Origin of the sequence: Oceanomicrobium pacificus (genome assembly GCF_009833495.1) — a bacterium.
In the GTDB taxonomy this organism is placed as follows: domain Bacteria; phylum Pseudomonadota; class Alphaproteobacteria; order Rhodobacterales; family Rhodobacteraceae; genus Oceanomicrobium; species Oceanomicrobium pacificus.
This window is the reverse complement of sequence record NZ_WUWG01000001.1, coordinates 615,405-641,598: the sequence shown is the minus strand read 5'-3', so window position 1 is coordinate 641,598 and position 26,194 is coordinate 615,405. Positions and strand designations below refer to the sequence as shown.

Annotated in this window: 26 protein-coding genes and 1 tRNA gene; 19 read left to right on the top strand and 8 right to left on the bottom strand. The window is 64.6% G+C overall.

Annotated elements, in window-relative coordinates; genetic code table 11:
* Positions 1–69 precede the first annotated feature (69 nt).
* The 14 genes from lnt to GSH16_RS03135 all read left to right on the top strand — a co-directional run bounded on the left by lnt (position 70) and on the right by GSH16_RS03135 (position 12,780).
* Positions 70–1,569 (top strand): apolipoprotein N-acyltransferase, encoded by a 1,500-nt coding sequence (lnt, locus tag GSH16_RS03200; RefSeq protein WP_160851822.1) that lies wholly within the window; start codon positions 70–72, stop codon positions 1,567–1,569.
* Between the two features lie 59 nt (positions 1,570–1,628).
* Positions 1,629–2,795, top strand: coding sequence for a methionine adenosyltransferase (gene metK, locus GSH16_RS03195; RefSeq protein WP_160851820.1), 1,167 nt, complete (start codon positions 1,629–1,631; stop codon positions 2,793–2,795).
* Positions 2,796–2,885: 90 nt separating this feature from the next.
* The gene (locus GSH16_RS03190) at positions 2,886–3,746 is read left to right on the top strand and encodes a bile acid:sodium symporter family protein (RefSeq protein ID WP_160851818.1); all 861 of its coding nucleotides are present in this window, start codon (positions 2,886–2,888) and stop codon (positions 3,744–3,746) included.
* 57 nt (positions 3,747–3,803) lie between these two features.
* Positions 3,804–4,571, top strand: a complete 768-nt coding sequence (gene trmB / locus GSH16_RS03185) for a tRNA (guanosine(46)-N7)-methyltransferase TrmB (RefSeq protein WP_160851816.1) — start codon at positions 3,804–3,806, stop codon at positions 4,569–4,571.
* A gap of 31 nt (positions 4,572–4,602) precedes the next feature.
* Positions 4,603–5,952, top strand: coding sequence for a 3-phosphoshikimate 1-carboxyvinyltransferase (gene aroA / locus GSH16_RS03180; protein WP_160851814.1), 1,350 nt, complete (start codon positions 4,603–4,605; stop codon positions 5,950–5,952).
* Positions 5,949–6,314, top strand: coding sequence for a GFA family protein (locus GSH16_RS03175; protein ID WP_160851812.1), 366 nt, complete (start codon positions 5,949–5,951; stop codon positions 6,312–6,314). The genes aroA and GSH16_RS03175 overlap by 4 nt, the downstream gene beginning before the upstream one ends.
* Complete coding sequence (gene cmk / locus GSH16_RS03170) at positions 6,311–6,955, top strand: (d)CMP kinase (RefSeq protein WP_160851809.1); 645 nt, start codon at positions 6,311–6,313, stop codon at positions 6,953–6,955. Before GSH16_RS03175 ends, cmk begins: the two co-directional genes overlap by 4 nt.
* A gap of 109 nt (positions 6,956–7,064) precedes the next feature.
* Entirely contained in the window at positions 7,065–8,747 is a 1,683-nt protein-coding gene (rpsA, locus tag GSH16_RS03165; protein ID WP_160851807.1) for a 30S ribosomal protein S1, read from the top strand.
* Positions 8,748–8,764: 17 nt separating this feature from the next.
* Positions 8,765–9,676, top strand: a complete 912-nt coding sequence (sppA, locus tag GSH16_RS03160; RefSeq protein WP_160851805.1) for a signal peptide peptidase SppA — start codon at positions 8,765–8,767, stop codon at positions 9,674–9,676.
* A gap of 92 nt (positions 9,677–9,768) precedes the next feature.
* A complete protein-coding gene (ihfB, locus tag GSH16_RS03155; protein WP_160851803.1) occupies positions 9,769–10,050 on the top strand; it encodes an integration host factor subunit beta in 282 nt (93 codons plus the stop codon).
* Positions 10,051–10,075: 25 nt separating this feature from the next.
* Positions 10,076–10,411, top strand: a complete 336-nt coding sequence (locus tag GSH16_RS03150; RefSeq protein WP_160851800.1) for a lipopolysaccharide assembly protein LapA domain-containing protein — start codon at positions 10,076–10,078, stop codon at positions 10,409–10,411.
* Positions 10,412–10,484: 73 nt separating this feature from the next.
* Entirely contained in the window at positions 10,485–11,123 is a 639-nt protein-coding gene (locus GSH16_RS03145) for a phosphoribosylanthranilate isomerase (protein WP_160851798.1), read from the top strand.
* Complete coding sequence (gene trpB / locus GSH16_RS03140; RefSeq protein WP_160851796.1) at positions 11,123–12,349, top strand: tryptophan synthase subunit beta; 1,227 nt, start codon at positions 11,123–11,125, stop codon at positions 12,347–12,349. The genes GSH16_RS03145 and trpB overlap by 1 nt, the downstream gene beginning before the upstream one ends.
* A gap of 125 nt (positions 12,350–12,474) precedes the next feature.
* Entirely contained in the window at positions 12,475–12,780 is a 306-nt protein-coding gene (locus tag GSH16_RS03135; protein ID WP_160851793.1) for a hypothetical protein, read from the top strand.
* A 3-nt stretch (positions 12,781–12,783) separates the two neighbouring features.
* On the opposite strand, the gene GSH16_RS03130 is transcribed toward GSH16_RS03135, so the two are convergent.
* From GSH16_RS03130 to GSH16_RS03120, 3 genes are all read right to left on the bottom strand, one after another.
* Entirely contained in the window at positions 12,784–14,004 is a 1,221-nt protein-coding gene (locus tag GSH16_RS03130; protein WP_160851791.1) for a serine hydrolase domain-containing protein, read from the bottom strand.
* 71 nt (positions 14,005–14,075) lie between these two features.
* Complete coding sequence (gene pth, locus GSH16_RS03125; protein ID WP_160851789.1) at positions 14,076–14,804, bottom strand: aminoacyl-tRNA hydrolase; 729 nt, start codon at positions 14,802–14,804, stop codon at positions 14,076–14,078.
* A gap of 101 nt (positions 14,805–14,905) precedes the next feature.
* The gene (locus GSH16_RS03120; protein WP_160851787.1) at positions 14,906–15,565 is read right to left on the bottom strand and encodes a 50S ribosomal protein L25/general stress protein Ctc; all 660 of its coding nucleotides are present in this window, start codon (positions 15,563–15,565) and stop codon (positions 14,906–14,908) included.
* Between the two features lie 251 nt (positions 15,566–15,816).
* Here GSH16_RS03120 and GSH16_RS03115 point away from each other — a divergent pair, with 251 nt between their 5' ends.
* Positions 15,817–16,980 carry an alpha-hydroxy acid oxidase gene (locus tag GSH16_RS03115; protein ID WP_160851784.1) on the top strand — a complete coding sequence of 388 codons (1,164 nt, stop codon included), beginning with the start codon at positions 15,817–15,819 and terminating at the stop codon, positions 16,978–16,980.
* A gap of 30 nt (positions 16,981–17,010) precedes the next feature.
* On the opposite strand, the gene trpA is transcribed toward GSH16_RS03115, so the two are convergent.
* Positions 17,011–17,802 (bottom strand): tryptophan synthase subunit alpha, encoded by a 792-nt coding sequence (trpA, locus tag GSH16_RS03110; RefSeq protein WP_160851782.1) that lies wholly within the window; start codon positions 17,800–17,802, stop codon positions 17,011–17,013.
* Positions 17,803–17,883: 81 nt separating this feature from the next.
* Positions 17,884–18,285 carry a VOC family protein gene (locus GSH16_RS03105; RefSeq protein ID WP_160851780.1) on the bottom strand — a complete coding sequence of 134 codons (402 nt, stop codon included), beginning with the start codon at positions 18,283–18,285 and terminating at the stop codon, positions 17,884–17,886.
* Positions 18,286–18,424: 139 nt separating this feature from the next.
* Here GSH16_RS03105 and ychF point away from each other — a divergent pair, with 139 nt between their 5' ends.
* The 4 genes from ychF (at position 18,425) to GSH16_RS03085 (ending at position 22,801) form a co-directional block, all read left to right on the top strand.
* Positions 18,425–19,522, top strand: coding sequence for a redox-regulated ATPase YchF (gene ychF / locus GSH16_RS03100; RefSeq protein WP_160851777.1), 1,098 nt, complete (start codon positions 18,425–18,427; stop codon positions 19,520–19,522).
* Positions 19,523–19,597: 75 nt separating this feature from the next.
* Positions 19,598–21,094 (top strand): calcium-binding protein, encoded by a 1,497-nt coding sequence (locus GSH16_RS03095; protein ID WP_160851775.1) that lies wholly within the window; start codon positions 19,598–19,600, stop codon positions 21,092–21,094.
* Positions 21,095–21,244: 150 nt separating this feature from the next.
* A complete protein-coding gene (locus GSH16_RS03090; protein ID WP_160851765.1) occupies positions 21,245–22,678 on the top strand; it encodes an MATE family efflux transporter in 1,434 nt (477 codons plus the stop codon).
* A 33-nt stretch (positions 22,679–22,711) separates the two neighbouring features.
* Positions 22,712–22,801: transfer RNA gene (locus tag GSH16_RS03085), tRNA-Ser, on the top strand.
* 892 nt (positions 22,802–23,693) lie between these two features.
* On the opposite strand, the gene GSH16_RS03080 is transcribed toward GSH16_RS03085, so the two are convergent.
* Genes GSH16_RS03080 through GSH16_RS03070 form a run of 3 tightly spaced genes read right to left on the bottom strand, consistent with a single transcriptional unit; the run spans position 23,694 to position 26,158 of the window.
* Entirely contained in the window at positions 23,694–24,452 is a 759-nt protein-coding gene (locus tag GSH16_RS03080) for an SDR family NAD(P)-dependent oxidoreductase (protein WP_160851763.1), read from the bottom strand.
* Between the two features lie 25 nt (positions 24,453–24,477).
* Positions 24,478–25,299: an ABC transporter permease gene (locus GSH16_RS03075; protein ID WP_160851761.1), complete on the bottom strand. Its 822-nt coding sequence runs from the start codon at positions 25,297–25,299 to the stop codon at positions 24,478–24,480.
* A 7-nt stretch (positions 25,300–25,306) separates the two neighbouring features.
* Positions 25,307–26,158 (bottom strand): ABC transporter permease, encoded by an 852-nt coding sequence (locus GSH16_RS03070; RefSeq protein WP_160851760.1) that lies wholly within the window; start codon positions 26,156–26,158, stop codon positions 25,307–25,309.
* Positions 26,159–26,194 lie beyond the last annotated feature (36 nt).

Sequence of the window (26,194 nt, the reverse complement as noted above, 5' to 3'; positions counted from 1 at the left end):
CCCAAACCTGACCCAACCGAGAAAGAGACCGGCCCGGCACGGGCCCGCAGGACAGCGGGCGCGCGCCTTGTGGGATTTCTCGGCCCCGTGTTCACTGGTGCGCTTCTGGGCCTCGTGCAGGCGCCGTTCGGGCTCTGGCCGTTCTTTGTGGTGGCCCTGCCGCTTGCCTATGTCGCGATAGCGCGGACAGCGCGCGCGCGGTCGGCCGCCTGGACGGGCTGGCGGATCGGACTTGGCTATTTTGCAATCACCCTTTTCTGGATCGTCGAGCCGTTTCTGGTCGATCCGGTGCGGCACGGCTGGATGGCCCCGTTCGCGCTTGCCGGCATGGCGGGCGGGCTGGCGCTGTTCTGGGCGGCGGGGTTCGCACTGGCGCGCGCCGTCGCGCGGCCCGGCCCGTGGCTGGCGCTGGCGCTGGCCGCCGGATGGGCGCTGTCGGATTTGGGCCGCGCCTGGCTCCTGACGGGCTTTCCGTGGGCATTGCCCGCCTATGGCTGGATCGGGGTGCCACCCGCGCAAATGCTGGCGCTGGCCGGACCGCACGGGCTTGGCCTCCTGACCCTGCTGGCGGGGCTTTTGCCGGCGAGCTTTGCGTTGCGTCGCACCCGACTGGCGGCCGCAGCCTGCGCGCTTGCCTGCGTGGCGCTGCTTTGGGGCTGGGGTGCCGCGCGTATCGCGGACACGCCGGAACCCGCCACGGACGCGCCCGTCTTGCGCATCGTCCAGCCGAACGCGCCGCAGCGGCTGAAATGGGATCCGGACTGGATCCCGACCTTCTACGGCCGACTGCTCGACCTGAGCGCGGCACCTGCCGATCCGCCGCCCGATCTGGTGATCTGGCCGGAGACGGCGGTGCCGGTGCTGCTGGGCCGCAATCCGGAGGTGCAGGCGGAAATGGCGGCGGCGACCGGTGGCGCGCCGCTGGTGACGGGCATCCGGCGGGTCGAGCCAGCGGGCGAGATCTATCGCTGGTTCAACACGCTTGCGGTGCTGGGCGAGGGCGGCGCGGTTCTGACCCGGTTCGACAAAGCGCATCTGGTGCCGTTCGGCGAATATATGCCCTTCCGCCGCACGGCCGAGCGTGCGGGTCTCGGCGCGCTCGTCGGTCTGGCGGGCTCCTTCTCTGCCGGGCCGGGTCAGGCGCGGATCGACCTGCCGGGCGTGCCGCCCTTCCAGCCACTCATCTGCTACGAGGCGATTTTCCCGCAGGAGATGCTGCGCGGGCCCGAGCGGCCGGACTGGCTGCTGCAGATCACCAATGATGCCTGGTTCGGCACCTATGCCGGCCCGTTCCAGCATCTGGCGCAGGCCCGCGCACGGGCGATCGAGCAGGGATTGCCGCTGGTGCGGTCCGCCAATACCGGGATTTCCGCGGTCATCGACGCGTCAGGTGTGCTGGTGGACGAACTGCCTCTGGGCGAGGCGGGGCGGATCGACGCGCCCCTGCCGCCCCCGCGCGCGCCGACGCTCTATGCGCGGGCTTCGGACCTGCCAATTCTCGTCCTGATGCTTCTTCTTCTCGGCCTTTCCGGTGCCATGTCGCGAAAAGCGGTCGCGCGGTCGCGATAGAGCGTTGACGCTTTAATTTTAACTGCGTTACGCATGAGGCCTATCATTGAGGGGATTGTATGACCCGTAAGAACTATTTCTTTACCTCCGAGAGCGTCTCGGAGGGCCATCCGGACAAAGTTTGCGACCGAATTTCCGACGCCGTGCTCGACGCGTTCCTTGCCGAGGATCCCGAGAGCCGCGTGGCTTGCGAAACCTTTGCCACGACCGACCGCGTGGTCATCGGCGGCGAGGTGCGCGGCCCCGAAAGCGTGGTGCTGCACGTGGAGGATATCGCCCGCGAATGTGTCCGTGACATCGGCTACGAGCAGGACGGGTTCCATTGGGAAACCGTCGACATCCAGAACTACCTGCACGAGCAATCGCCGGAGATCGCCATCGGCGTCGATGCGTCCGACACGAAGGACGAGGGCGCGGGCGATCAGGGGATCATGTTCGGCTATGCGGTGAACGAGACGCCGGAACTGATGCCGGCGCCGATCCACTATGCGCATGCGATCCTGAAAAAGCTCGCCGAAGTGCGCAAGAACGGCAGCGAGCCGAAGCTCGGCCCCGATGCCAAGAGCCAGCTGACCCTGCGCTACGAGGATGGCCTGCCGGTGGAGGTTGCCTCCATCGTGCTCTCTACCCAGCATCTCGACGGGTCGATGAGCTCGGGCGATGTGCGCGATCTGGTGGAGCCCTATATCCGCAGCGAACTGCCCGCGGACTGGCTGACCGACAAGACCGTCTGGCATGTGAACCCGACCGGCAAGTTCGTCATCGGCGGTCCCGACGGGGATGCGGGCCTGACCGGACGCAAGATCATCGTGGACACTTATGGCGGCGCGGCCCCGCATGGCGGCGGTGCCTTTTCCGGCAAGGATCCGACCAAGGTGGACCGGTCCGCGGCCTATGCGGCGCGTTATCTCGCGAAAAACGTTGTGGCCGCCGGTCTGGCGGAACGCTGCGTGATCCAGCTGAGCTATGCGATCGGCGTGGCCGAGCCGCTCTCGATCTATGCGGACACATACGGCACCGGCACCGTGTCCGAGGCCGAGATCGAGGCCGCCATCCCGCAGATCATGAACCTGACGCCGCGCGGCATCCGGCAGCATCTGAGCCTCAACCGGCCGATCTACCAGCGCACCGCGGCCTACGGCCATTTCGGCCGCCAGCCCGATGCGGATGGCGGGTTCAGCTGGGAACAGACCGACCTTGTGGAAGCGCTGAAAAAGGCCGTCTGACCGTCGGGTTAACCCTTCGGAAAGGCAGTTAAAACTTTCCAAGACGCCACGCGCATGACACCCTCCCAAAAAGACTTCGGGAGGGTGTTCATGTTGGTCGATGTCGGATTGCCACTGTCGCTGGCAATCATCATGTTTTCCTTGGGCTATGGTCTGACCTTCGGCGATTTCGGCCGCGTGCTGACCATGCCGCGCGCGGTGCTGACGGGGATCGTCGGACAGGTCGTCCTGATCCCACTGGTGGCCGTCGGCCTTTTACAGATCTTCGACCTGCCACCGGCGCTCGCCTTCGGCCTGCTGCTCCTGTCTTTCGCGCCCGGCGGCGTGACCTCGTCGATCCTGACGAAACTGGCGGGCGGGACGGTGGCGCTCTCGATCACGCTGACGGCGGTGGTCAGTCTCCTGTCGGTGCTGACCGTGCCGTTCCTCGTGGCCTGGGCCGCAAGCACGACGCTGGGGGCGGCCGCGCCGCCCATCGACGTGGCCGGCATCGGCATCGCCATGTTCGCGATCACCGCGGTGCCGGTGCTTCTCGGGCTGCTCGTGCGCCATTTCGCGCCCGGTTTCGCAGCACGGACCGAGCGGCTCGTATCGGGCATCGCGCTTGTTCTCTTCGTCCTGATCGTGATTGCGGCCCTCGCGGCCAACTGGACAATCTTTGCGACCAATTTCCCGAAGCTCGGGCCGGTGCTGATGCTGATGAACCTCATCCTGCTCGGTCTCGGGCTGGGGGTTGCACGGCTCCTGCGCCTTGGCGGCGGGGACGGCATGTGCATCTCCATCGAGATGGGGGTGCAGAACGCAACTTTGGGCATCGCGGTGGCGGGGCTCGTCGCGCAGACGGGCGGCATTCCGGACTATGCGCTGCCCTCGGCGGTCTACGGGATCACCATGTATCTGGTTACGGTTCCCGCCGTGCTGATCCTGCGGCGGATTTTCAGCGGCGCTTGACCCGGCGGCCCGCAGGGTGCATTCCGCGGGCCGTCAACAAACGAAGCGGAACTGTCCATGTCCGAAGGATCACACCCCTCCGGCGCCCCGTGGCGCAATTTCTACGGCCGCCGCCACGGCAAGAAGCTGCGCAAGGGCCAGATCGAACATCTGGAGACCACGCTGAAGCGGCTCTCGCCGCCCGGTGTGACGTGGGAGGACAATCCTGACCGCACCCTTCTCGATCTGAATACGCTCTTCGGCGATGACCGGCCGGTCTGGCTGGAGGTCGGGTTCGGCGGCGGCGAGCATATACTGCATCAGGCGAAGGAAAATCCCGATGTCGGCCTGATCGGCTGCGAGCCGTTCGTGAACGGGGTCGCCATGCTGGTGCCGCGCATCGCCGAGGACGGGGTGGAGAACATCCGCGTCCATATGGGCGACGCACGCGACATGCTCGACGTGCTGCCGCTGGCGAGCCTCGACCGGGCGTTCCTGCTCTATCCCGATCCCTGGCCGAAGAGCCGGCACCATCGCCGCCGCTTCGTCGTGCCGGAGAATATCGACCAGCTGTCGCGCGCGCTGAAACCCGGTGCCCGCTTCCATGTTGCGACCGATATTCCCGACTATGTCCGACAGACGCTGGAAGTGGTCGTGCCGCGCGCCGATTTCGAATGGCTGGCAGACGGGCCGGAGGACTGGCGCGAACCATGGTCGGACTGGCACCGGACCCGCTACGAGGCCAAGGCGGTGCGCGAAGGCCGCACGCCGCACTATCTGACCTTCCGGCGGACCGATGCACCGGCGCCGCCCGCGCCGCTGGCCTCGGACGGTCAAACAGGCTAAACCGCTGAAAACTTCGGATACAGGACACTCTATGTCAGGTCACGGTCCCGCGCGCCCCATGTCCGCGCTCGCCTCTCCGCCGCTGCGCGGCACAGCGCATGTTCCCGGCGACAAGTCGATTTCGCACCGCTCGCTGATCCTTGGCGCGCTGAGCGTCGGCGAGACCCGGATTTCCGGTTTGCTGGAAGGGCAGGACGTGCTCGACACGGCCAAGGCCATGCAGGCGTTCGGGGCGGATGTGGTGAACCATGGCGGTGGTGACTGGTCGGTGCACGGCGTCGGCGTAGGCGCGCTGGCCGAGCCAGAGAATGTCATCGATTGCGGCAATTCGGGCACCGGCGTGCGGCTCATCATGGGGATGATGGCCACCAGCCCGATCACCGCGACATTTACCGGCGATGCCAGCCTGCGGTCCCGCCCCATGGGACGGATCACCGACCCGCTGGCGCTCTTCGGTGCCACGGCGCATGGCCGCGATGGCGGGCGGCTGCCGCTGACGCTCGTCGGTGCGGCCAACCCGGTGCCGGTCCGTTACACGACGCCCATGCCCTCGGCGCAGGTGAAATCGGCCGTGCTGCTGGCCGGCCTGAACGCACCCGGTGAAACCGTCGTGACGGAGACCGAAGCCACGCGGGACCATACCGAGCGGATGCTCGCAGGGTTCGGGGCCGATATCACCGTCGAGGAAGACGGCCAGTCCCGCATCATCCGCCTGCAGGGCCAGCCCGAATTGCGGCCGCAGACGATAGCCGTGCCGCGCGACCCGTCCTCCGCGGCCTTTCCGGTCTGTGCGGCACTTCTGGTCGAAGGGTCGGACGTGCTCGTGCCCAATATCGGTCTCAACCCGACGCGGGCCGGGCTCTACACCACGCTCAAGGAAATGGGCGCGGACCTGACTTTCGAGAACCTGCGCGAGGAGGGCGGCGAGCCTGTGGCGGACCTGCGTGCGCGGTTCGGACCGCTCAAGGGGATCGAGGTGCCGCCCGAGCGGGCCGCGAGCATGATCGACGAATATCCGATCCTGTCCGCACTTGCCGCCACGGCCGAGGGCAAGACCGTGATGCGCGGCGTCAAGGAATTGCGGGTCAAGGAAAGCGACCGGATCGACGCGATGGCGCGCGGGCTGGAAGCATGCGGTGTCACCGTGGAAGAGGATGAGGACACGTTCATCGTCCACGGGATGGGACCGGGCGGCGTGCCGGGCGGGGCAACCTGCGAAACGCGGCTCGACCACCGGATCGCCATGTCCTTCATGTGCCTTGGCATGGCGACGCAGAAGCCGGTCAAGATCGACGATGCGGGCGCGATCGAGACGAGCTTCCCGATTTTCATCGACCTGATGGGCGACCTTGGCGCGGTGTTCCGGAGGGAGAATGCGTGACCCATCGCGGCGGCTGCATCTGCGGCAGGGTCCGCTACGAGGTTGACGGTCCGCTCCGTCCGCCCGTGGCGTGCCATTGCGAGCAGTGCCGGCGCGGCAGCGGCCACTACACGGTCTGCACCAGTGCGCCGCGGGATGCGGTGACGATCACCGGCAAACTCAGCTGGTATCAGTATAATGACACCGCGAGCCGCGGCTTCTGCCCGACCTGTGGCGCGCAGCTTTTCTGGTCGAGTACGGCGGATGATACGCTCTCGATCCATATGGGGTGCCTCGACCAGCCGACGGGGCTGGCGCTGTCCGGTCACATCTATGAGACCGAGAAGGGCGACTATTACGAGATCGCGGAGGGGCGCAGATGACACGGTTCACGGTTGCCATCGACGGGCCGGCCGCATCCGGCAAGGGCACAATTTCCCGCGCAGTGGCCGAGACGTTCGGCTTTGCGCATCTCGACACGGGACTGCTCTACCGCGCGGTGGGCAAGAAGGCGCTCACCTTCACCGACGGGCCGCTCGATCCCGACTTGGCAGGCAATCTGGCTGCCCATCTGACAGAGGCCGATCTGGCAGCGGATGACCTGCGCACCGCGCCGGTGGCGCAGGCGGCCAGCCGCGTCGCGGCGATCCCGCAGGTGCGCGCCGCTTTGCTCGACTTCCAGAAACGGTTTGCGCGGCGCGAGGGTGGCGCGGTGCTCGACGGACGCGATATCGGCACGGTCATCTGCCCCGATGCAGAGGTGAAGCTCTTCGTCACCGCCAACGACCGGACCCGCGCGGAACGCCGCTTTGCCGAACTGACCGCCAACGGGCACGAAACCGATCTGGACACGGTGCTTGCAGACCTGCGTGCTCGGGACAAGCGCGACGCGTCGCGCGATGCAGCGCCGCTCAAGCCTGCGCCAGATGCGCACTTGCTCGATACCACGGAATTGTCTATAGACGCCGCTGTCGCCGAGGCGGTGACCAAGATCAAGAAAAGAATCGGGCAGGGTCGGGACTAATCCGGCCCTTGTTTGTTTCTTGAACGGACTTATCTCCGCCTCTGACCCGTGAAATCAAAGACCGGCGGACCCAACCGCACGGCCAGAAAAACATGACAAAGGAATGTGAATGTCTGCAACTGCAAGCATGGACGAGTTTGAAGCTCTCCTGAACGAAAGCCTGGAACTGGCAACGCCCGACGAAGGCGCTGTCGTCAAAGGCACCGTCCTGGCCATCGAAGCCGGCCAGGCCATCGTCGACATCGGCTACAAGATGGAAGGCCGCGTCGACCTCAAGGAATTCGCGAAACCGGGCCAGGATCCCGAGATCGAAGTCGGCGACACCGTCGAAGTCTATCTCGAGCGGGTCGAGAATGCCCGCGGTGAAGCCGTCATCTCGCGTGACAAGGCCCGCCGCGAGGAAGCCTGGGACCGCCTCGAAAAAGCCGCCGAGAAGGAAGAGCGCGTCGAAGGCGCCATCTTCGGTCGCGTCAAGGGCGGCTTCACTGTCGACCTCGGCGGTGCCGTGGCCTTCCTGCCGGGCAGCCAAGTCGATGTGCGCCCCGTGCGCGATGCCGGCCCGCTGATGGGCATTCCGCAGCCGTTCCAGATCCTGAAGATGGATCGCCGCCGCGGCAACATCGTCGTTTCCCGCCGCGCGATCCTCGAAGAGTCGCGTGCCGAGCAGCGCGCCGAAATCGTCGGCAAGCTGAAAGAAGGCGACACGGTTGACGGCGTGGTCAAGAACATCACCGAATACGGCGCCTTCGTCGATCTCGGCGGTGTGGACGGCCTGCTGCACGTCACCGACATGGCCTGGCGCCGCGTCAACCACCCGTCGGAGATCCTGTCGATCGGCGAGACCGTGAAGGTCCAGATCGTCAAGATCAACAAGGAAACCCAGCGCATCAGCCTCGGCATGAAGCAGCTGCAGGCCGACCCGTGGGAGAATGTCGAAGAGAAATACCCGCTGGAATCGCGCCACACCGGCCGCGTGACCAACATCACCGACTACGGCGCCTTCGTGGAACTGGAGCCGGGTGTCGAGGGTCTCGTCCACGTCTCCGAAATGTCCTGGACCAAGAAGAACGTCCACCCGGGCAAGATCGTCTCCACCTCTCAGGAAGTGGAAGTCGTCGTGCTCGAGATCGACACCGCGAAACGCCGCGTGTCGCTGGGCCTCAAGCAGACCCAGGGCAATCCGTGGGACAACTTCGCTGCGTCGCATCCGGCCGGCACCGAGGTCGAGGGTGAAGTCAAGAACATCACCGAATTCGGCCTGTTCATCGGTCTGGAAGGCGATATCGACGGTATGGTTCACCTGTCGGACATCGACTGGAACCGCTCCGGCGAGGAAGCGATCCAGGACTTCCGCAAGGGCGACATGGTCAAAGCCGTAGTCACCGATGTCGACGTCGAGAAGGAACGCATCTCGCTCTCCATCAAGGCGCTCGAAGGCGATCCGTTCGTTGACGCCACCACCGGCGTGAAGCGCGGCGCGGTTGTCACCGTCGTCGTCACCGCGATCGAAGATGGCGGCATCGAGGTCGAGTATGACGGCATGAAGTCCTTCATCCGCCGCTCCGACCTGAGCCGTGACCGTGCCGAACAGCGCCCCGAGCGTTTCTCGGTCGGCGACAAGGTCGACGCCCGCGTCACCAACATCGACAAGAACGCCCGTCGTTTGGGCCTGTCGATCAAGGCACGCGAGATCGCCGAGGAGAAGGAAGCCGTGGCTCAGTACGGTTCCTCCGACAGCGGCGCGTCGCTCGGCGACATCTTGGGCGCAGCGCTCAAGAACAAAGAAGAGTGATGGCGGTTTGAAGCTCGATGAGCTTTGAACAGCAATATCTGGAGGAGCGGCGTCGCAAAGGGCGCCGCTCCGCCTTTATCTGGGGGTTTGTCGCGGCGATCGCGCTCGGCATCTTCCTGTCCGTCCTGGGCGTGATGATGGCCCCGGACGAGACCGAGGGCGATCACATCGCCTGGTATGGCGTGGGCGGGCTCATCACCGATGACCCGTCGCGCGACGATCTTTTTCAAGACATGGCCGAAAGCGACGCCAAGGCGCTGATCCTCCGGATCAACTCGCCGGGCGGCACCACGGCCGGGTCAGAGGCGCTCTTCGCCTCCATCCGCCGCGTGGCCGAGGACCGGCCCGTTGTCGCCGTAATGGGCGAGGTTGCGGCATCGGGCGGCTATATCGCCGCGCTCGGCGCGGACCATATCATTGCCCGCGGCAACACAATCACGGCCTCCATCGGCGTCATCATGGAAGTGCCGGACGTGACCGAGGTGATGGACCGGATCGGCATCGACATGTGGACGCTGCGCTCGTCGGAACTGAAGGCCGAACCGGCCCCATACCGCCCCTACAATCCACGCGCGCGCCAGCTCGATCAGGAGATGATCGAGGAAGGTTATGAATGGTTTCGTGGGCTTGTGGGCGAGCGGCGCGGGCTGGACGATGCCGCGCTCGACGCGGTGGCGGACGGGCGGATCGTCAGCGGATTTCAGGCGCTCGATGCCGGTCTGATCGACGAAATCGGCGGCGAGGCAGAGGCGCTGGCGCATCTCGAATCACTCGATGAGGCACTGGCCGACCTGCCGGTCGTTGTCTGGGAAGTGCCGGTCGAGGAGGGTGCTTTGAGCCTGCTTCTGGGCAAAATCCCCACCGCAGAGGGCCTGTGGCAGCGCTTTTCCACCCTTGCAGGACCGCGGCTCTATTCCATCACCCGGTGATTTCTGCCACAATGCCCGATACTTGCAGGGGAACGGCAGGCAATTTCAAGGCCTCTGGGCAAGTGGGGGCCAATCAGGGAGAGGTGCGTGGAATGATCAAGTCCGAGCTGATTCAGAAAATAGCCGACGAGAACCCGCATCTGTACCAGCGCGATGTCGAGCGCATCGTGAACACATTCTTCGAAGAGATTATCGGCGCCATGTCCGAGGGGCATCGGGTCGAACTGCGCGGCTTTGGCGCCTTCTCCGTGAAGAAGAGAAATGCGCGCACCGGACGGAACCCGCGCACGGGTGCAGCCGTTCATGTCGAAGAGAAGCATGTCCCGTTTTTCAAGACTGGTAAGCTTCTGCGCGACAGACTAAACGAGAAATAACGGATCTAAGTCGGAAAGGGCGCCCATGCGGTACCTGCGGATCGGCCTTCTGGTCGTGGTGATGCTGTTCGTGATCTTCCTCGCGGTGGCCAATCGCGGGATGGTGACGCTGGTGCTGGTGCCCCAGGCGCTGAAATCCGTCTTCCCCTACGACGTGACGCTGCCGCTCTTCCTCGTGATCCTCTTCTCGGTGCTGCTCGGGCTGATCTTGGGCTATCTGCTGGAGTGGCTGCGCGAGCACAAGCACCGCCGCGAGGCTTCGCAGCGCAAGCGCGAGGTGAAGAAGCTTGAAAAGGACATTGACGGTCTGAAGAAGAAGACCGGCCATGAAGAGGATGATGTCCTCGCCCTTTTGAACTGACGGCCGGCGGGCGCAGGACGCGCCCGCAGAACTGGGCCGAAGCGCCCCCGACGGCCACGACAGGAAGACCCCAATGCGCGTGAAAATCTGTGGACTGACCCGTGAAGACACGGTCCTGCATGCGGCCGCGGCTGGTGCGGCTTATCTGGGCTTTGTCTTCTTCCCCCGCTCGCCGAGGAATATCGACCCGGCCCACGCGGCGGATCTGGCGGGCCATGTGCCGCCGGGCCTGTGCAAGGTGGGTCTGGTCGTCAACGCCTCCGATGTGGAATTGGAGGCGCTTCTGGAGACCGTGCCGCTCGACATGCTGCAACTGCACGGCACAGAGACGCCCGAGCGGGTGGGCGACATCCGTGCGCGGTTCGGCCTGCCGGTGATGAAGGCGGTCGGTGTCGCGGACGAGGAAGACCTGCCTGCGATCGCGGACCATGCGGCGGCGGCCGACCAGCTTCTGATCGACGCCAAACCGCCGCGCGATGCGACCCTGCCGGGCGGCAACGGGCTCGCCTTCGACTGGCGGCTGTTGCAGGGCCGCCGCTGGACGAAACCGTGGATGCTCGCCGGTGGACTGACCCCCGATAATGTGGCAGAGGCAATAGGCCTGACCGGTGCGGAACAGGTCGATGTGTCTTCGGGCGTCGAATCCGCGCCGGGCATCAAGGACAATGAGATGATTACCCGCTTCATCGCGGCGGCAACGGGAGACGCCTGATGGCATCCGACATGCGCAATTCCTTCATGACCGGTCCCGACGAGCGCGGCCGGTTCGGCGATTTCGGCGGGCGGTTCGTGTCGGAGACACTGATGCCGCTCATCCTCGATCTGGAGGCCGAGTATGACCGCGCGAAGGAGGATGACAGTTTCTGGGCCGAGATGGACGATCTGTGGAAACACTATGTCGGCCGGCCCTCGCCGCTCTATTTCGCGGAACGGCTGACCGAGCATTTCGGCGGGGCGAAAATCTACCTCAAGCGCGACGAACTGAACCATACCGGCGCGCACAAGATCAACAACGTGCTGGGGCAGATCCTGCTTGCGCGGCGCATGGGCAAGACCCGCATCATCGCGGAAACGGGCGCCGGCCAGCATGGCGTGGCGACGGCGACGGTCTGCGCGCGGTTCGGGCTGAAATGCGTGGTCTTCATGGGCGCGACGGATGTGGAGCGTCAGGCCCCCAACGTCTTCCGCATGAAACTGCTCGGCGCGGAAGTCGTGCCGGTGACTTCGGGCCGCGGCACGCTGAAGGATGCGATGAACGAGGCACTGCGCGACTGGGTCACCCATGTCGACGAAACCTTCTACTGCATCGGCACGGTTGCAGGCCCGCATCCCTATCCGGCCATGGTGCGCGATTTCCAGTCGATCATCGGCAAGGAAACCAAGGAACAGATGCAGGCGCGCGAAGGCCGTCTGCCCGACAGTCTGGTGGCCTGCATCGGTGGCGGCTCGAACGCGATGGGGCTCTTCCATCCGTTCCTCGACGATCCGAGCGTGCGCATCATCGGCGTGGAAGCCGGTGGCCACGGTGTGGATGAGAAGATGGAGCATGCGGCCTCGCTGACCGGCGGGCGTCCGGGCGTGCTGCATGGCAACCGGACCTACCTTCTGCAGGACGATGACGGTCAGATCATCGAGGGCCATTCGATTTCCGCCGGGCTCGACTATCCCGGGATCGGGCCGGAACATGCCTGGCTGCACGATATGGGCCGGGTGGAATATGTGTCGGTCACAGATACGGAAGCGCTCGACGCGTTCCAGCTCTCCTGCCGGACCGAGGGGATCATCCCCGCTCTGGAGCCGAGCCATGCGCTCGCCCATGTCACCAAGATCGCGCCGGACCTGCCGTCCGACCATCTTCTGGTGATGAACATGTGCGGCCGTGGCGACAAGGATATCTTCACGGTGGCCGAGGCGCTCGGCGTCGACATGTCCTCCTGACGGGCGCGCTTACCGGTCGGAACGAATTCGCTGCCGCCGCACGGCGCTTGCACGAATCCGCTTTTCACGGCGGGCCTGCAGGCGTATAGGCAGCGCTTCCGTCAGTATGAGACAAAGGATTCATCATGTCGAATTTCGAGATCGGCGACATTGTCGTCCTCACCGCCGGCTCCATGCGCATGGCGGTCGAAGCAGTTGAGGGCGACGAGGTCAAAACCGTCTGGGCCCATGAAGGCTCGGTCGGACGCGACAGCTTCAACGCGAAGCTGCTGCGCAAATGGGAAGCACGCGAAGATGATCGCGGCGGCCGCTCCGGCGGACGCGACTTCGGCAACAAGGGCGGTGGCGACCGCCGTCCGTCCGACAAGCCGCGCGGCAAGCCCGGCTGGGACGGAAAGCCGCGCGAGAAGAAATTCTTCCGCAAGGACTGAGTGTCAGTTGGTTGCTGCGCCGGATCCGTCCGGGGCAGCAGCCCCTGCCAGCGCGCGGAACGCGGCCATGTTCTGCGCGAAGGCCCCCGGCTCGCGGAACCCGCGATCCGCACTGTTGATCGCGACGACGACCCCGCGGTCGCGGTTGATGTAGATGAACTGCCCGTAAATCCCGCGGGCCAGAACCTCATCCTCGTCGCTGTCCTGCGGCACCCACCATTGATAGCCGTAGCCGATCTCTCCGGGCGCCGTTTTGGCGCTGGGGGCCGTGCTCTCTGCCAGCCAGTTGGCGGGGATGATCTGCGCCGGCCCGCGCCGCCCCTTCTGCAGCACAAGCAGTCCCATCCGGGCATAGTCGCGGGTCCGCAGGTTGAGCCCGCCGAGCACGAAGGCCACCCCCTCGCCGTCCGTCAGATAGACCGGACCGGCCTCGAGGCCGAGCGGGCGGATGAGTTTCTCCTCCATCAGGTCGGGCACGCTGCGGCCGGTTGCACCGCGCAGCACCATCCCGATCACATGCGTGTCGATGGAGACATATTGCCAGGCCTCGCCCGGCGGGCGGTCCTGTCCTTCGAGGCCGGCGGCGAACGCGTCCATCGAGCCGCCAAGGGCCAGCACGCGGCCCATCTTGTTGATGTCGGAATGGAAGTCGAGATAGTCCTCGTTGAAGGTGACGCCGGATTCCATCTGCAGCACGTCGCGGATCGTGGCGTCGCGGTAGGCGCTCTTGGCAAGCAGGGGCGCGTAATCGGTAACCGGCGCATCGAGGCTCTCGATCGCGCCTTCCTCCACCAGGATGCCGGTCAGGGCCGACAGGAAGCTCTTGGCGACCGACCATGAGATGCGCAGATCATCGGCGTCTGTGCCCTGGAAATACTCTTCCGCGACAATCTCGCCATCCTTCAGCACCACAAGGGCGGTGAGGCTGCGTTCAGCCGCCCAGGCGGCAATGTCGAGCGTGCCGCCCGTGCCATCCGGCACCTGCGCGGGCAGGGGCGTGGCCGCCTGTGGCAGGTCCCATGGCAGCTCATTGCCGTTGGTCATCTGCTGGTGGAAGAAGAGCGACGGCATGTCGGAGAAATTCGCGACGATATGCGCCTCGTCGAAGAGCGTGTTGACGGCGAGCAGCCGTTCGATCCGGTCGCGCTGCCAGATGGCCAGAACCGCCAGAAGGGCAAGTGCGGCCAGAAGCACGACAAGCGTGCGCTTGATCCACCGGGGCATGGATCATCCTCCCAAAGATGTTTTGACGGAGCCTAGTCGTCGGAGGGGGGCACCCCAAGCGTGACGCAGCGTCAGGAGAACTTGTCGACCAGCCGCTGGAGCGCCGAACGCGTGTCAGGCTCTGGCTCCGGGGCTTTGGCCGGGCGCGGGTCTTTCGACAGCCGCTTTTCGCCACGCGGCTCATGCGCGCCCGTGTCGGCCTTGTCCGGCTTTCCGCCCGTCGAGGGGCGGGCCGGCGCCAGCCGCCGCGCCACGGCATTCATGAAACGCCCGCCATCGCCTTCGGCCAGATCCGGCGCACCATCGGAAATGCCGCGCAGCAGGTCGTCGAGCCAGGCCTGATCGGCCTTGGTGAAATCCTGCAGCACCCATGCGGAGACAAGTTCCTTGCGACCGGGATGGCCGACGCCGATGCGGACGCGCGTGTAAGCGTCGCTGACATGCTGGTGGATCGAGCGCAGCCCGTTATGGCCCGCATGGCCGCCGCCGGTCTTCACGCGGCATTTGCCGGGCGCGAGGTCAAGCTCGTCATGCAGCACGATCACCTCGTCCGGCCCGAGCTTGTAGAAGCGCATGGCCTCGCCCACGCTTTGCCCGCTGAGGTTCATGAAGGTGGTGGGCTTCAGGAGCAGCACCTTCTCGCGCCCAAGCCGCCCCTCGGACACAAGGCCCTGAAACTTGGCCCGCCATGGTGCGAACCCGTGATCTTCGGCGATCCGGTCGACGGCCATATACCCGACATTGTGCCGGTTGCCTTCATATTTGCCGCCCGGGTTGCCAAGGCCGACCATCAGTTTCATCGCGCGGGGTCCTTCCAGCAGTCGCAAAGAAAAAGGGCGCATCCGCAGATGCGCCCTTGGGGTAGCACGAATGGGCGGCGCCGCAAATCCGGCGCCGGCGCTCAGCCCTCGGACTCTTCAGCCGCCTCTTCGGTGGCCTCGGCCTCGGTGGCTTCGCCTTCACCAGCATCCTCGTCCTCTTCGGAGCGCAGGCTCGACGGGGCGGAGATGTTCGCGATCACGAAATCGCGGTCGGTGATCATCGGGCGGGTGCCTTCGGGCAGCTCGATGTCGGAAATGTGGATCACGTCGCCCACGTCGAGACCGGTCAGGTCCACGGTCAGGTGATCGGGAATGTTGCCCGCGGTCACTTTCAGTTCGACCTCGGAGCGCACGACGGTCAGAACGCCGCCCTTGCGCAGGCCAGGTGCCTCTTCCTCGTTCACGAACTCGACGGGGATATAGAGGTTGATGCGGCTCTTCTCGGTCAGACGCAGGAAGTCGATATGCGTCGGCAGATCCTTGACGACGTCACGCTGCACGGCGCGGCAGATCACGCGGTTGTCCTTGCCGTCGACCTTGACGTTCTGCAGGGTGGACAGGAACTTGCCGGCCCGCAGGCGGGTCAGCAGGACGTTGAAGGGGACGTTGATCGCTTGCGGGTCCGCATTGCCACCGTAGATGACGCCGGGAACCATACCTTCACGGCGTGCGGCGCGGGCGGCCCCTTTGCCCACTCCTTCGCGTGCCGTCGCTTCGAGAATCGGAAGCTCTTTTGCCATTGGCTTTCTCCTAATTGCACAGGCGGGACGATCCTCCAGGGGTGTAAGCGCCCGCCGAAGCCGCGCGTATAGGGGATTCCCGGCCTGTTGGGAAGCCCTAAAACCCTTGATGCGCTGGGCCGCGGCGGGGTGGGGCCGGGCAAGTGCGCGGTGGTGCGGGCTTGATTTGCGATCCTCCACCCGCTATTCGCTGTTTTGGTAAGGTTTCCGAACCAATTTGACCTATTTGCCCCGAACAGGATTTCCCCGACATGAGACCGATCGCCTGTATCGAAGACCTGCGCATTCTGGCCGAGCGGCGCGTGCCGCGCATGTTCTACGACTATGCCGACAGCGGCTCCTGGACCGAACAGACCTACCGCGAAAACGAGAGCGATTTCGCCCGTATCCGGCTGCGCCAGAAGGTGGCGGTGAACATGGAAGGGCGCACGACGGAAGCCACGATAATCGGCCGCAAGGTGGCGATGCCGGTCGCCATCGCGCCGACCGGGCTGACCGGCATGCAGCATGCGGATGGCGAGATCCTCGCGGCCCGCGCGGCGGAGAAATTCGGCATTCCCTTCACCCTGTCCACCATGTCGATCTGCTCGATCGAGGATGTGGCCGAGGCGACGAACACGCCCTTCTGGTTCCAGCTCTACGTGATGCGGGACCGCGAGTTCATCTACCGGCTGATCGACCGTGCCAAGGCCGCCGAATGCGAGGCGCTGGTGCTGACGCTCGACCTTCAAGTGCTGGGCCAGCGGCACAAGGACGTACGCAATGGCCTGTCCGCGCCGCCGAAGTTGACGGTGCGCAACATGCTCAATATGGCCACCAAGCCGCGCTGGTGCATGGGCATGCTCGGCACCAAACGGCGCGAGTTCCGCAACATTGTCGGCCATGTGTCCAATGTCGACGATATGGGAACACTTGCGGAATGGACCCACAGCCAGTTCGATCCGCGGCTCAGCTGGGATGATGTGAAATGGATCAAGGACCGCTGGGGCGGCAAGCTGATCATCAAGGGGATCAACGATCCCGACGATGCGGAGAAGGCGGTCGAGTCCGGGGCCGATGCGATTATCGTCTCGAACCATGGCGGGCGGCAGCTTGACGGGGCGCTGTCCTCCATCGCCATGCTGCCGGAGATTGTGGAACGGGTCGGCGACCGGATCGAGGTGCATTTCGACGGCGGCATCCGTTCGGGTCAGGACGTGCTGAAGGCCGTCGCGCTCGGGGCCAAGGGCACCTACATCGGGCGCGCGTTCCTCTACGGGCTCGGCGCGATGGGCGAGGAGGGCGTGACCAAGGTGCTGGAGATCATCCACAAGGAACTGGAGACGACCATGGCGCTCTGCGGCCGCACCAACATCGCCGATATTGACCGGTCGAACCTGATCCTGCCCAACGAGCGGACCGACATTTTCGCCTGATCCCCGACTGCGCCGGGGCGCGCGCGGCCGTCAGGCGGCGTGCGCGCCGTCGGCAAGGCTGCGCACGAAGCCCAGCACCTCGTCGGTGGATTTCCCGTCACCGACCATCGAGACAATGGCCGAGCCGACCACCGCCCCGTCTGCGACAGAGGCAATGTCGCGCGCGCTGTCGGCGGTCTTGATCCCGAATCCCACGCAGACCGGCAGGCCCGACGCATCGCGGATTCGCGCCACTTCCGGCGCAACGGCATCGGCATTGGCACTGGCCGAACCGGTGATGCCGGTGATCGAGACGTAATAGACGAAGCCGGACGTGTTCTGCAGCACGCGCGGCAGGCGCCGGTCGTCTGTCGTCGGGGTTGCCAGCCGGATAAAGTTGAGCCCCGCCTTCTGGGCCGGGATGCAGAGTTCCTCATCCTCTTCGGGTGGCAGGTCGACGACGATCAGCCCGTCCACGCCAGCGGCGCCGGCTTCGGCCAGAAATCTGTCCACGCCTTTGGAATAGATCGGGTTGTAATAGCCCATCAGCACGATCGGTGTATCGCTGTCCCCCTCGCGGAAGCGGCGGACCAGTTCGAGCGTCCGGTCGAGCGTCATGCCCGCTTCAAGCGCACGCTGGCCGGCCAACTGGATCGCCGGTCCGTCGGCCATCGGGTCGGTGAAGGGCATGCCGAGCTCGATGATGTCCGCGCCGGCACCGGGCAGGCCCTGCACGATCTCCAGCGAACGGTCGAAATCGGGGTCGCCCGCCATCACGAAAGTGACGAAGGCGCTGCGGCCTTCTGCCTGCAGCCGTTCGAACGTGGTGGTGATACGTGTCATCGGGGACCCTCTTTCTGCCTTTGGTTCCACATGCAGAAAGATCGGGGGAAAATCAATCCGGCAGCGCGGGCGCAGCCCGGTTTAATCGCAATTGATCATCCATTGGATGCCGAACCGGTCGCGGCAGGACCCGAACCCCCGTGCCCAGAAGGTGGGCGCGAAGGGCATCTCGACGCTGCCGCCCTCTGCCAGCGCATCGAAGGCGCTTCGGGCCGCTCCAGGGTCCTCGAAGGGCACCTGAACCGACACCGCGCGCGCCGCACCCGTCTGGCCGCTCGGGTCGTCCGATGCCATCAGGAGCGCATCACCGACCCGCAGCCGCACATGCATGACAAGCTCATGCGCGGCTTTCGGCACATGGTCCTTTATTGGCCCTTCCCCGAAGGTGGAGAGCATTTCCAATTCGCCGCCGAAAATCTCGGCATAGCGGGTCATGGCCGCACGGCAGGTTCCCGGGAAAGTCAGGTAGGGATTGAATTGCATCGGATCGCCCCCGTCATGCGTGTCAGAGCCGCCATTCTAGCAGAATGTGAGGGATTCGCGGCCGGTGTCCGCCCGGCACCGCTTGCAAGCCTGCGCCTGCGGGCCTAGAAGCGGCCCGACACGAGACGAGGATCAGGTCATGGGTTTCAAAATGGGTATCGTCGGGCTGCCGAATGTCGGCAAATCGACGCTCTTCAACGCGCTGACCCGCACGGCGGCGGCACAGGCGGCCAACTTTCCCTTCTGCACCATCGAGCCCAATGTGGGCGAGGTGGCGGTGCCCGATACGCGGCTCGACCGGCTGGCGGGCATTGCCAGTTCCAAGGAGATCATCCCCGCGCGGATGACCTTCGTCGATATTGCGGGCCTTGTGAAAGGCGCGTCGAAGGGCGAGGGGCTTGGCAACCAGTTTCTGGCCAACATCCGCGAATGCGACGCCATTGCCCATGTGCTGCGCTGTTTCGAGGATGATGACGTGACCCATGTGGACGGGCGCGTCGATCCGATTGCGGATGCCGAGGTGATCGAGACCGAACTGATGCTCGCCGACCTGGAAAGCATCGAGAAACGGCTGCAGAACCTGTCCCGCAAGATCAAGGGCGGGGACAAGGAAGCCGTGGCGCAGGACCGCCTCCTGCGCGAAGCAAAGGCCGTGATCGAGGATGGCCGTCCCGCCCGCACGGTGGAGGTCGCGGCCGACGATGCCAAGGCCTGGGCCATGCTCCAGCTCCTGACCGCCAAGCCGGTCCTCTATGTCTGCAATGTCGAGGAAGACAATGCTGCCGACGGCAATGCGCTGTCGGCCAAGGTGGCCGAGATGGCCGCCGAGCAGGGCGCGGGCACGGTCGTGATCTCGGCCGCGATCGAGGAGGAGATCAGCCAGCTGGAGGATGAGGAACGCGACATGTTCCTGAGCGAAATGGGGCTGGAGGAAGCCGGCCTCGACCGGCTCATTCAGGCGGGCTACCAGCTTCTCGGCCTGCAGACCTATTTCACCGTCGGCCCGAAAGAGGCGCGGGCCTGGACGATCCGCACCGGCACGACCGCGCCGCAGGCGGCCGGCGTGATCCACGGCGATTTCGAGCGCGGGTTCATCCGTGCCGAGACCACGGCTTACGAGGATTTCGTCGCCTGTGGCGGGGAGCAGAAGGCCCGCGAGGCCGGCAAGCTGCGCGCCGAGGGCAAGGCCTATGTCGTGCAGGATGGCGACGTGATGCATTTCCTCTTCAACACCTGATCCTCTGCGGCGCCGTCCCTTGACGGCTTGTTAACCAGGATTGCCCCACCCTGACCGGATCAGGCGGGGGTGGGGATGGCGCTGCAGTTCACAGCCGGTCAGACGGTTTTCGACGATCACACGCTCCTTTTGGAAGGGGCGAATGCGCTTGGCTTCGCGCGGCGCGGCGGCAGCGACTATCTGATCGTCGGCGCGGGCGCTGTCGGGGCTCTGTCGGTGCTGGAACGGCTGGCCGACGGCAGTTTCGTGCTAAAGTCCGAAATCCCCTACAGCAGTGACAGCGGCACGCGGGTGCTCAACGACATTGCGACCTTTTCCTTCGGGGCGGCGCTGCATGTGCAGGTGGCCGGACGGCGGGATGACAACAGCACGACCTACCGGCTGGAGGATGACGGCTCGCTCACGACGCTGGGCCAGTTTGGCGGCGTGGCGGCCGCGATCAAATGGTCGGAGCTGGCGCTGAGCGGCAGCGGCACGTCAACGGTGCTGACGGTGGCGCAATGGGGCATAGCGGGGTTGCAGCGCTTCACACTCGATGCCGACGGCGTGCCGGAGCATCTCGACACGCGGCCGGACGCGGCCGGGCCGTATCTCGGCGACGTGACCGCGATGGAGGTGGCGACCCTGTTCGGAACCGAGTTCCTCGCCGTGGCGTCGGCGCTGGACAGCGGGCTGCAGCTGTTCGCGCTTGACGGCACAGGCGTGCCGGAGTTGCGCGGCAGCATAGCACCGGGACCTGACAGCCCGTTCGGCCAACCCACGGCGCTCGATCTGGTCGACCATGGTCCGCGGGCCTTCGCCATCCTTGCGGCACATGGCACCGACTCGCTCACTGTTCTGCGCGTGTCCAGCGGCGGCAAGCTGAACCCGGCCGACCACCTTCTCGACGATCTGGTGACCCGCTTCGGCGCGCCGTCGGTGCTGGACCATGTCACCTATCAGGGGCGCGTTCTGGTGGTGGCCGGTGGCGCCGATGGCGGGATGACACTTCTGGAACTCTCGCCGCTGGGCGACCTGTTTCCGCATGCGGTTGTCATCGACGATTTCGATCTGGCGCTGGGCGGTCTGTCGGACATGGTGCTGGAACTGCGCGGCAGTCTTCTTCACATCTGGGTCACGAGCGAGACGGAACACGGGCTGACGGAGTTGCGCGTCGACCTGTCAGGGCTGGCTGCGCCGATCCGCGGGGGTACGGGCAACGACGTGCTTCACGGCAGCGCATCGGATGACTTCATCTTCGGGCACGGCCACAAGGACATGATCTACGGCCACGGCGGCGATGACATGCTGGTCGACGGGCGCGGGCGGGATGCGCTCTGGGGCGGACCGGGCGACGACCTGTTCATTTTCGTGCCGGACGGCTCGATCGACCGGATCCATGATTTCGAGATCGGGCGCGACCGGATCGACCTGTCGGACTATGGCCTGCACGGTATGGGCAGCGTCGTGATCGAGGACCGGCCGCTGGGCGTGTCGATCTGGGCTGACGGCGATCTTCTTCGGGTTGATGCGGCACCGGGGACGGACTTGACCCCCGGCCTTTTCGAGGCCGACGATTTCATTTTCGGATAACAAGTGACCAGGGGCGTATGCCGCGCCGCCCCTTGCCGGGAACGGTTTCCTGTGGCAGAGCCGCAGGGAGGCGACCTGTCCGGGTGATCCGGCCATCGTGCGCCCCCGCGTTCAACCGTTCCCTGACCCCCACGCAACCGGAGCCGGACCATGGCCTCGACAGCAGAAGCACCGCGCACGGCGCCCCATGTCATCGAATCGCCGCTTGGCTGGCGGCGCGAGCTTGCCGCCACATTGCGTCTGGCATGGCCGCTGATTGTGGCCCAGCTGGCCCAGATCGGCCTTGGCACGACCGATGTGGTGATGATGGGCTGGCTCGGGCCGGAGTTTCTTGGCGCCGGGACTCTGGCCAACTCGCTCCTGCATGTCGTCCTCATCATGGGGATCGGCACGGTGCTGGCTGTCTCGCCGCTCCTCAGCCAGGCCATTGGCGGGCGCGACTACCGGTCCGTGCGCCGCACGACGCGGCAGGGGCTCTGGGTGGCCATAGCCTTCACGGCGGTCTTCACGCCGGTCCTGATGCAGCTGGAGATGATCCTGCGGCTCTTCGGACAATCCGAGGATGTGGCGGCCCTTGCCGCGACCTATTCCACCGCGGCGCTCTGGCTGCTCTTGCCCGCTTTGTCCTTCATCATCCTGCGCTCGCTGCTGGCCGCGCATGGCGAGAGCCGGATCGTGCTCGTCGTCACGCTGGTGGGCCTCGTGATCAATGCGCTCGGCAATTACGGGCTCATGTTCGGAAATTTCGGTCTGCCGCGGCTGGAGTTGCGCGGCGCGGGCATCACGACCGTCTTCGTGAACCTCGCCATGTTCCTGTGCCTGCTGGCCTATATCCTGACCCACCGGCGCTACCGCCGCTACCACATCCTCGTGCGGTTCTGGAAACCGGACTGGCCGCGCTTCCTGACGGTGCTGAAGCTCGGGATGCCGATCGGGATGATGCTGCTGGCCGAGACGGCCATGTTCGCGGCTGCCGCGCTCTTGATGGGCTGGCTGGGGGAGGACCATCTGGCCGCCCATGCCGTGGCGCTGCAACTGGCGGCCATCGCCTTCATGGTGCCGCTCGGCCTCAGCCAGGCGACGACGGTGCGGGTGGGGCTTGCCTATGGCCGGCGGCATGAGGCCGATGTGCGGATGGCCGGCTGGGTGTCGATCCTGGCCTGTCTGGGCTTCATGTCCTGCACGGCGCTCCTGTTCTGGACTCGCGCGCCGCAGCTTGTCGGGCTGTTTCTCGATCCGGCAGACCCTGCGGCGGCAACCTCGATCGCGCTCGCGACCGGGTTCCTCGGCGTCGCGGCGCTGTTCCAGCTGGTGGATGGTGCGCAGGTCGCAGGCGCGGCGGCCCTGCGCGGAATGAACGACACGAAGATCCCGATGTTCGTCGCCTTCTTCGGCTATTGGGGCGTCGGCCTGCCAGCGGCCTATCTGCTCGCCTTCAAGGCCGGGCTGGGAGGCACCGGCATCTGGTTCGGACTGGCCGCTGGCCTGAGCGCGGCGGCCGTTATCCTCCTGTCCCGCTTCGCGATCCTGTCGCGGCGGCTCGAATTTGGTCCGGTTGCACCCAAGAGCGCAGAATTGCCTTGAACTTCCCGGCCCACAAGCGATAGACCCGTCCGCGGAGACGTGGCCGAGTGGTCGAAGGCGCTCCCCTGCTAAGGGAGTAGGCGGGAAACCGTCTCGAGGGTTCGAATCCCTTCGTCTCCGCCACTATCTTTCGTCTCAAATCCTTATGTCCAACTCGTGTCGATTTCTGGCGCAACTCCCGTGGCTTACCTCATCGCCATGCGACCAGAGACGCACTTCTCTGGCCGGAAATCACGATCATCGGGCGAACTTCGTTCGCGTTTCTCCGCTGCGCTTCAGTAAACCAGCGGAAGTTAATAGGCGCCAAGGCGTTCAGGGAGAGTTGATCTGCGCGTATCGTTGCCTTGCCTGAGAAATTGTGCGCCAAGGTTTCCTAACATTTTTGCGTTGTGTGTCTCTTCGGCGCTATTTATTTTCTGATCAGCGTTTTAAAATTTCATATATTATAATTAGAAGGGCAAATTTATTATGCTAAAAATAATAATAATGCTTCCTAAAGATTATATAAGTTCAAACATACGCGTAATAATTTTAGCGATAGCAGTTTGGTTATTCATTTACTTTATGCTTTCCGAATTCAGCCATCTAATCGATGTGGAGCGATACAAAGCCCCCCTCGAGTTTTGCCTCTATATCTTACTACCGATCACCTTTGCGATTGATTTCATACAGTTTGCTATTAAGCGCTGGTCAAAATGAAGCTGAAGGCTAACTCGAAGTCTTTCAGGCTGCTGAAAATAACCCTGATATCGATGGAAATCTCCCTTTCAATTCGGCGCAGTCATGTCCGACACAAATACGGTAACGTTTTCATTTTCCGAACCACAAACAAATACCTTCGTCATTGATGCCTCCATCGGGACAATCCCGACCGCAATGTCTGAGTTCGATGCCGAACACAATTCAGGTAAAATTTTTGGCAAAACGCCCGTTTGCCACCAACCGCACGTGACTTTCTTCTGGCTCGACCTGCCAACGGGCCCCATTCAGCGGTCGGCGGGACCCATCTCCCGTCTCAAAGAAACTCGCCGCCGTCGATCACGAAGGCCTGTCCGGTCATGAATGCGGATTCGTCGGATGCCAGATAGACGATCCCGGCGGCGATTTCGTCTGTCGAGGCCCAGCGGCCCATCGGAATGGCCTCGCTGATGTATTTTTCCAGCGATGCGCGGCCGCCCATCTGTTTCTCGAATCCCGCATTGAACGGCGTATCTACGAAACCGGGGCAGAGGGCGTTGAACCGGATCGCCTCGGCCGCATAGTCGGCCGCCATCTGGCGCACCATCGCAACGGCCGCATGTTTGGTCGTGGCGTAGGCGATCATGCCGCGGTCATACTGGACGCCGGAATTTGACGCCGTGACGATCACGCTGCCGCCGCCCTGCGCCCGCATATGCGGGACAGCAGCGCGCGCCGCGATGAAATGGGCGCGCACATTGAGCGCCCAGGATGCATCCATGCCGGACGGGTCCACGTCTTCGAGCGTTCCCTCGACCTGAAGACCCGCATGCGAGTGCAGGATATCGATCCGCCCCAGTTCCCGGACCGTTTCGTCGATCGCAGCTTGCAGGGCGGTGTCGTCGGTCACGTCGAGGGGCAGGGAACGGGCCCGGTGGCCGGCGGCGGTGATCTCCGCCGCGGCGGCATCCGCCAATGCCACATCGCGGTCGGTGACGACCACATGCGCGCCTTCCCGCGCCATGGCCAGAGCGCCCGCCCGCCCGATTCCCGACCCCGCGCCCGTCACGAGCGCGACCTTGCCTGCAAGTCGCATGGTTCCTGTCTCCCTTGTTCTGATTTTATGCGGGTGGCTTCGATGCGCCGCGCCGGAGCAACAGTTGCGCCATCACGAGCAGCAGCAGAGATGCCGCCATGACCATCGTGCCGATGGCATTGATCTCGGGCGTCACACCGCGCCGGATGGATGAGAATATGTAGATCGGCAGTGTCGTTTCCGAACCGGCCACGAAAAAGGCGATGATGAAATCATCGAACGAGAAGGTGAAGCTGAGCAGAAAGCCCGCGAGGATCGCGGGGGCGATCAGTGGCAGCGTGACCTGCCGGAACGTGCCCCAGGGGGTCGCGAACAGGTCCGCCGAGGCTTCGACAAGCGCGCGGTCCATACCCGCAAGACGGGCGCGGACGATGATGATGACGAGCGACATGGTGAACATCGTGTGCGCGGCAACCAGCGTGGGCATGCCCATTGACAGCTGTGGCGGGGTCGCGCCATCGGGCCAGAGCGCGGCCAGAAGCGGATTGAGCCAGCCGAAGACCGTGACGAGCGCAATCAGCGTGGCGATGCCGATGACGATGCCCGGGATCATGATCGCGATGTAGATCAGCGCATCGAAAAGCGTGCGCAGCCATCCCCGGACACCTTGCAGCGCAATGGCGGCCATCGTGCCCAAGGCAGAAGCGAGGCAGGCGGTCAGGAAGGCTGCGATCAGGCTTGTTTCCAGCGCATCCATCACGAACGGGTTGTTCAGCGCCTTGCCATACCATTTGGTGGAAAAGCCCGTGAACTGGCTCGCATGGCGTCCGGCGTTGAAGCTGAACAGCGCGATGATGCCAATCGGGATGTAGAGGAACAGGTAGACGCAAAGTGCGTAGAGGCGCATCGGATCCTCACATCAGGGAGATATCGTCGCGCTGGCCACCCAGACGCGAGATGAATTTCATGTAGACCGAAACCGTGACCAGCATCACGGCAACGAGGGTCATCGCGACGGCAGAGCCGTAGGCCCAGTTGCGGGACTGCAGGAACAGGTCCACGAGCGCATTGCCGACAAAGAACACCTTTCCGCCGCCCAGGATCGAGGGGATCAGGAATTCGCCCATCAGCAGGATGAACACCAGCATGCAGCCGGTTGCGACCCCGGGGATAGAGAGCGGCAAGGTCACCTGAAGGAAGGTCCGCCACGGGGTCGAGCCCAGATCGGCCGACGCTTCGAGAAGCCGTTTGTCGAGCTTGTCGAGGCTGACAAAGATCGGGAAGACCATGAGCGGCAGGTAGCCGTAGACGATCCCGACCAGCACCGCGAAGGGCGTGTTGATCAGGCGGACATCGTCGAGCCCAACCGTTTCGAGCAGCGCCGGCAGCCCGCGGCCGCCCAGGATGAAGATCCATGCGTAGGACCGGATCAGGATCGAGGTCCAGAACGGGACGATGACAAGGATGAGCAGCGATGTGCGCCAGCGGGGCGCACATCGCACGGCCAGAAAATAGGCGAGCGGGTAGGCGATCACCAATGCGGCAATCGTGCCGAGCGGCGCGAGGATCAGCGTGTTCTTGAACGCCGTCCAGCGCGCCGGCAGGTTGGCATATTGCTCCAGTGTGAAGGCGGGAACATAGCCGCCTGCAGCACCGCGTTCGCCAAAGGAAAAGACGAAGACCACCAGCAACGGCAACACCAGCATGACCAGCAGCCAAAGTCCTGCCGGCGTCAGCAAGAGCGCGTTTCTGCCCTTTTGGGTCATATGGTCTTCGTCCTTTTCCCTGTCTCGGCTGGCGGC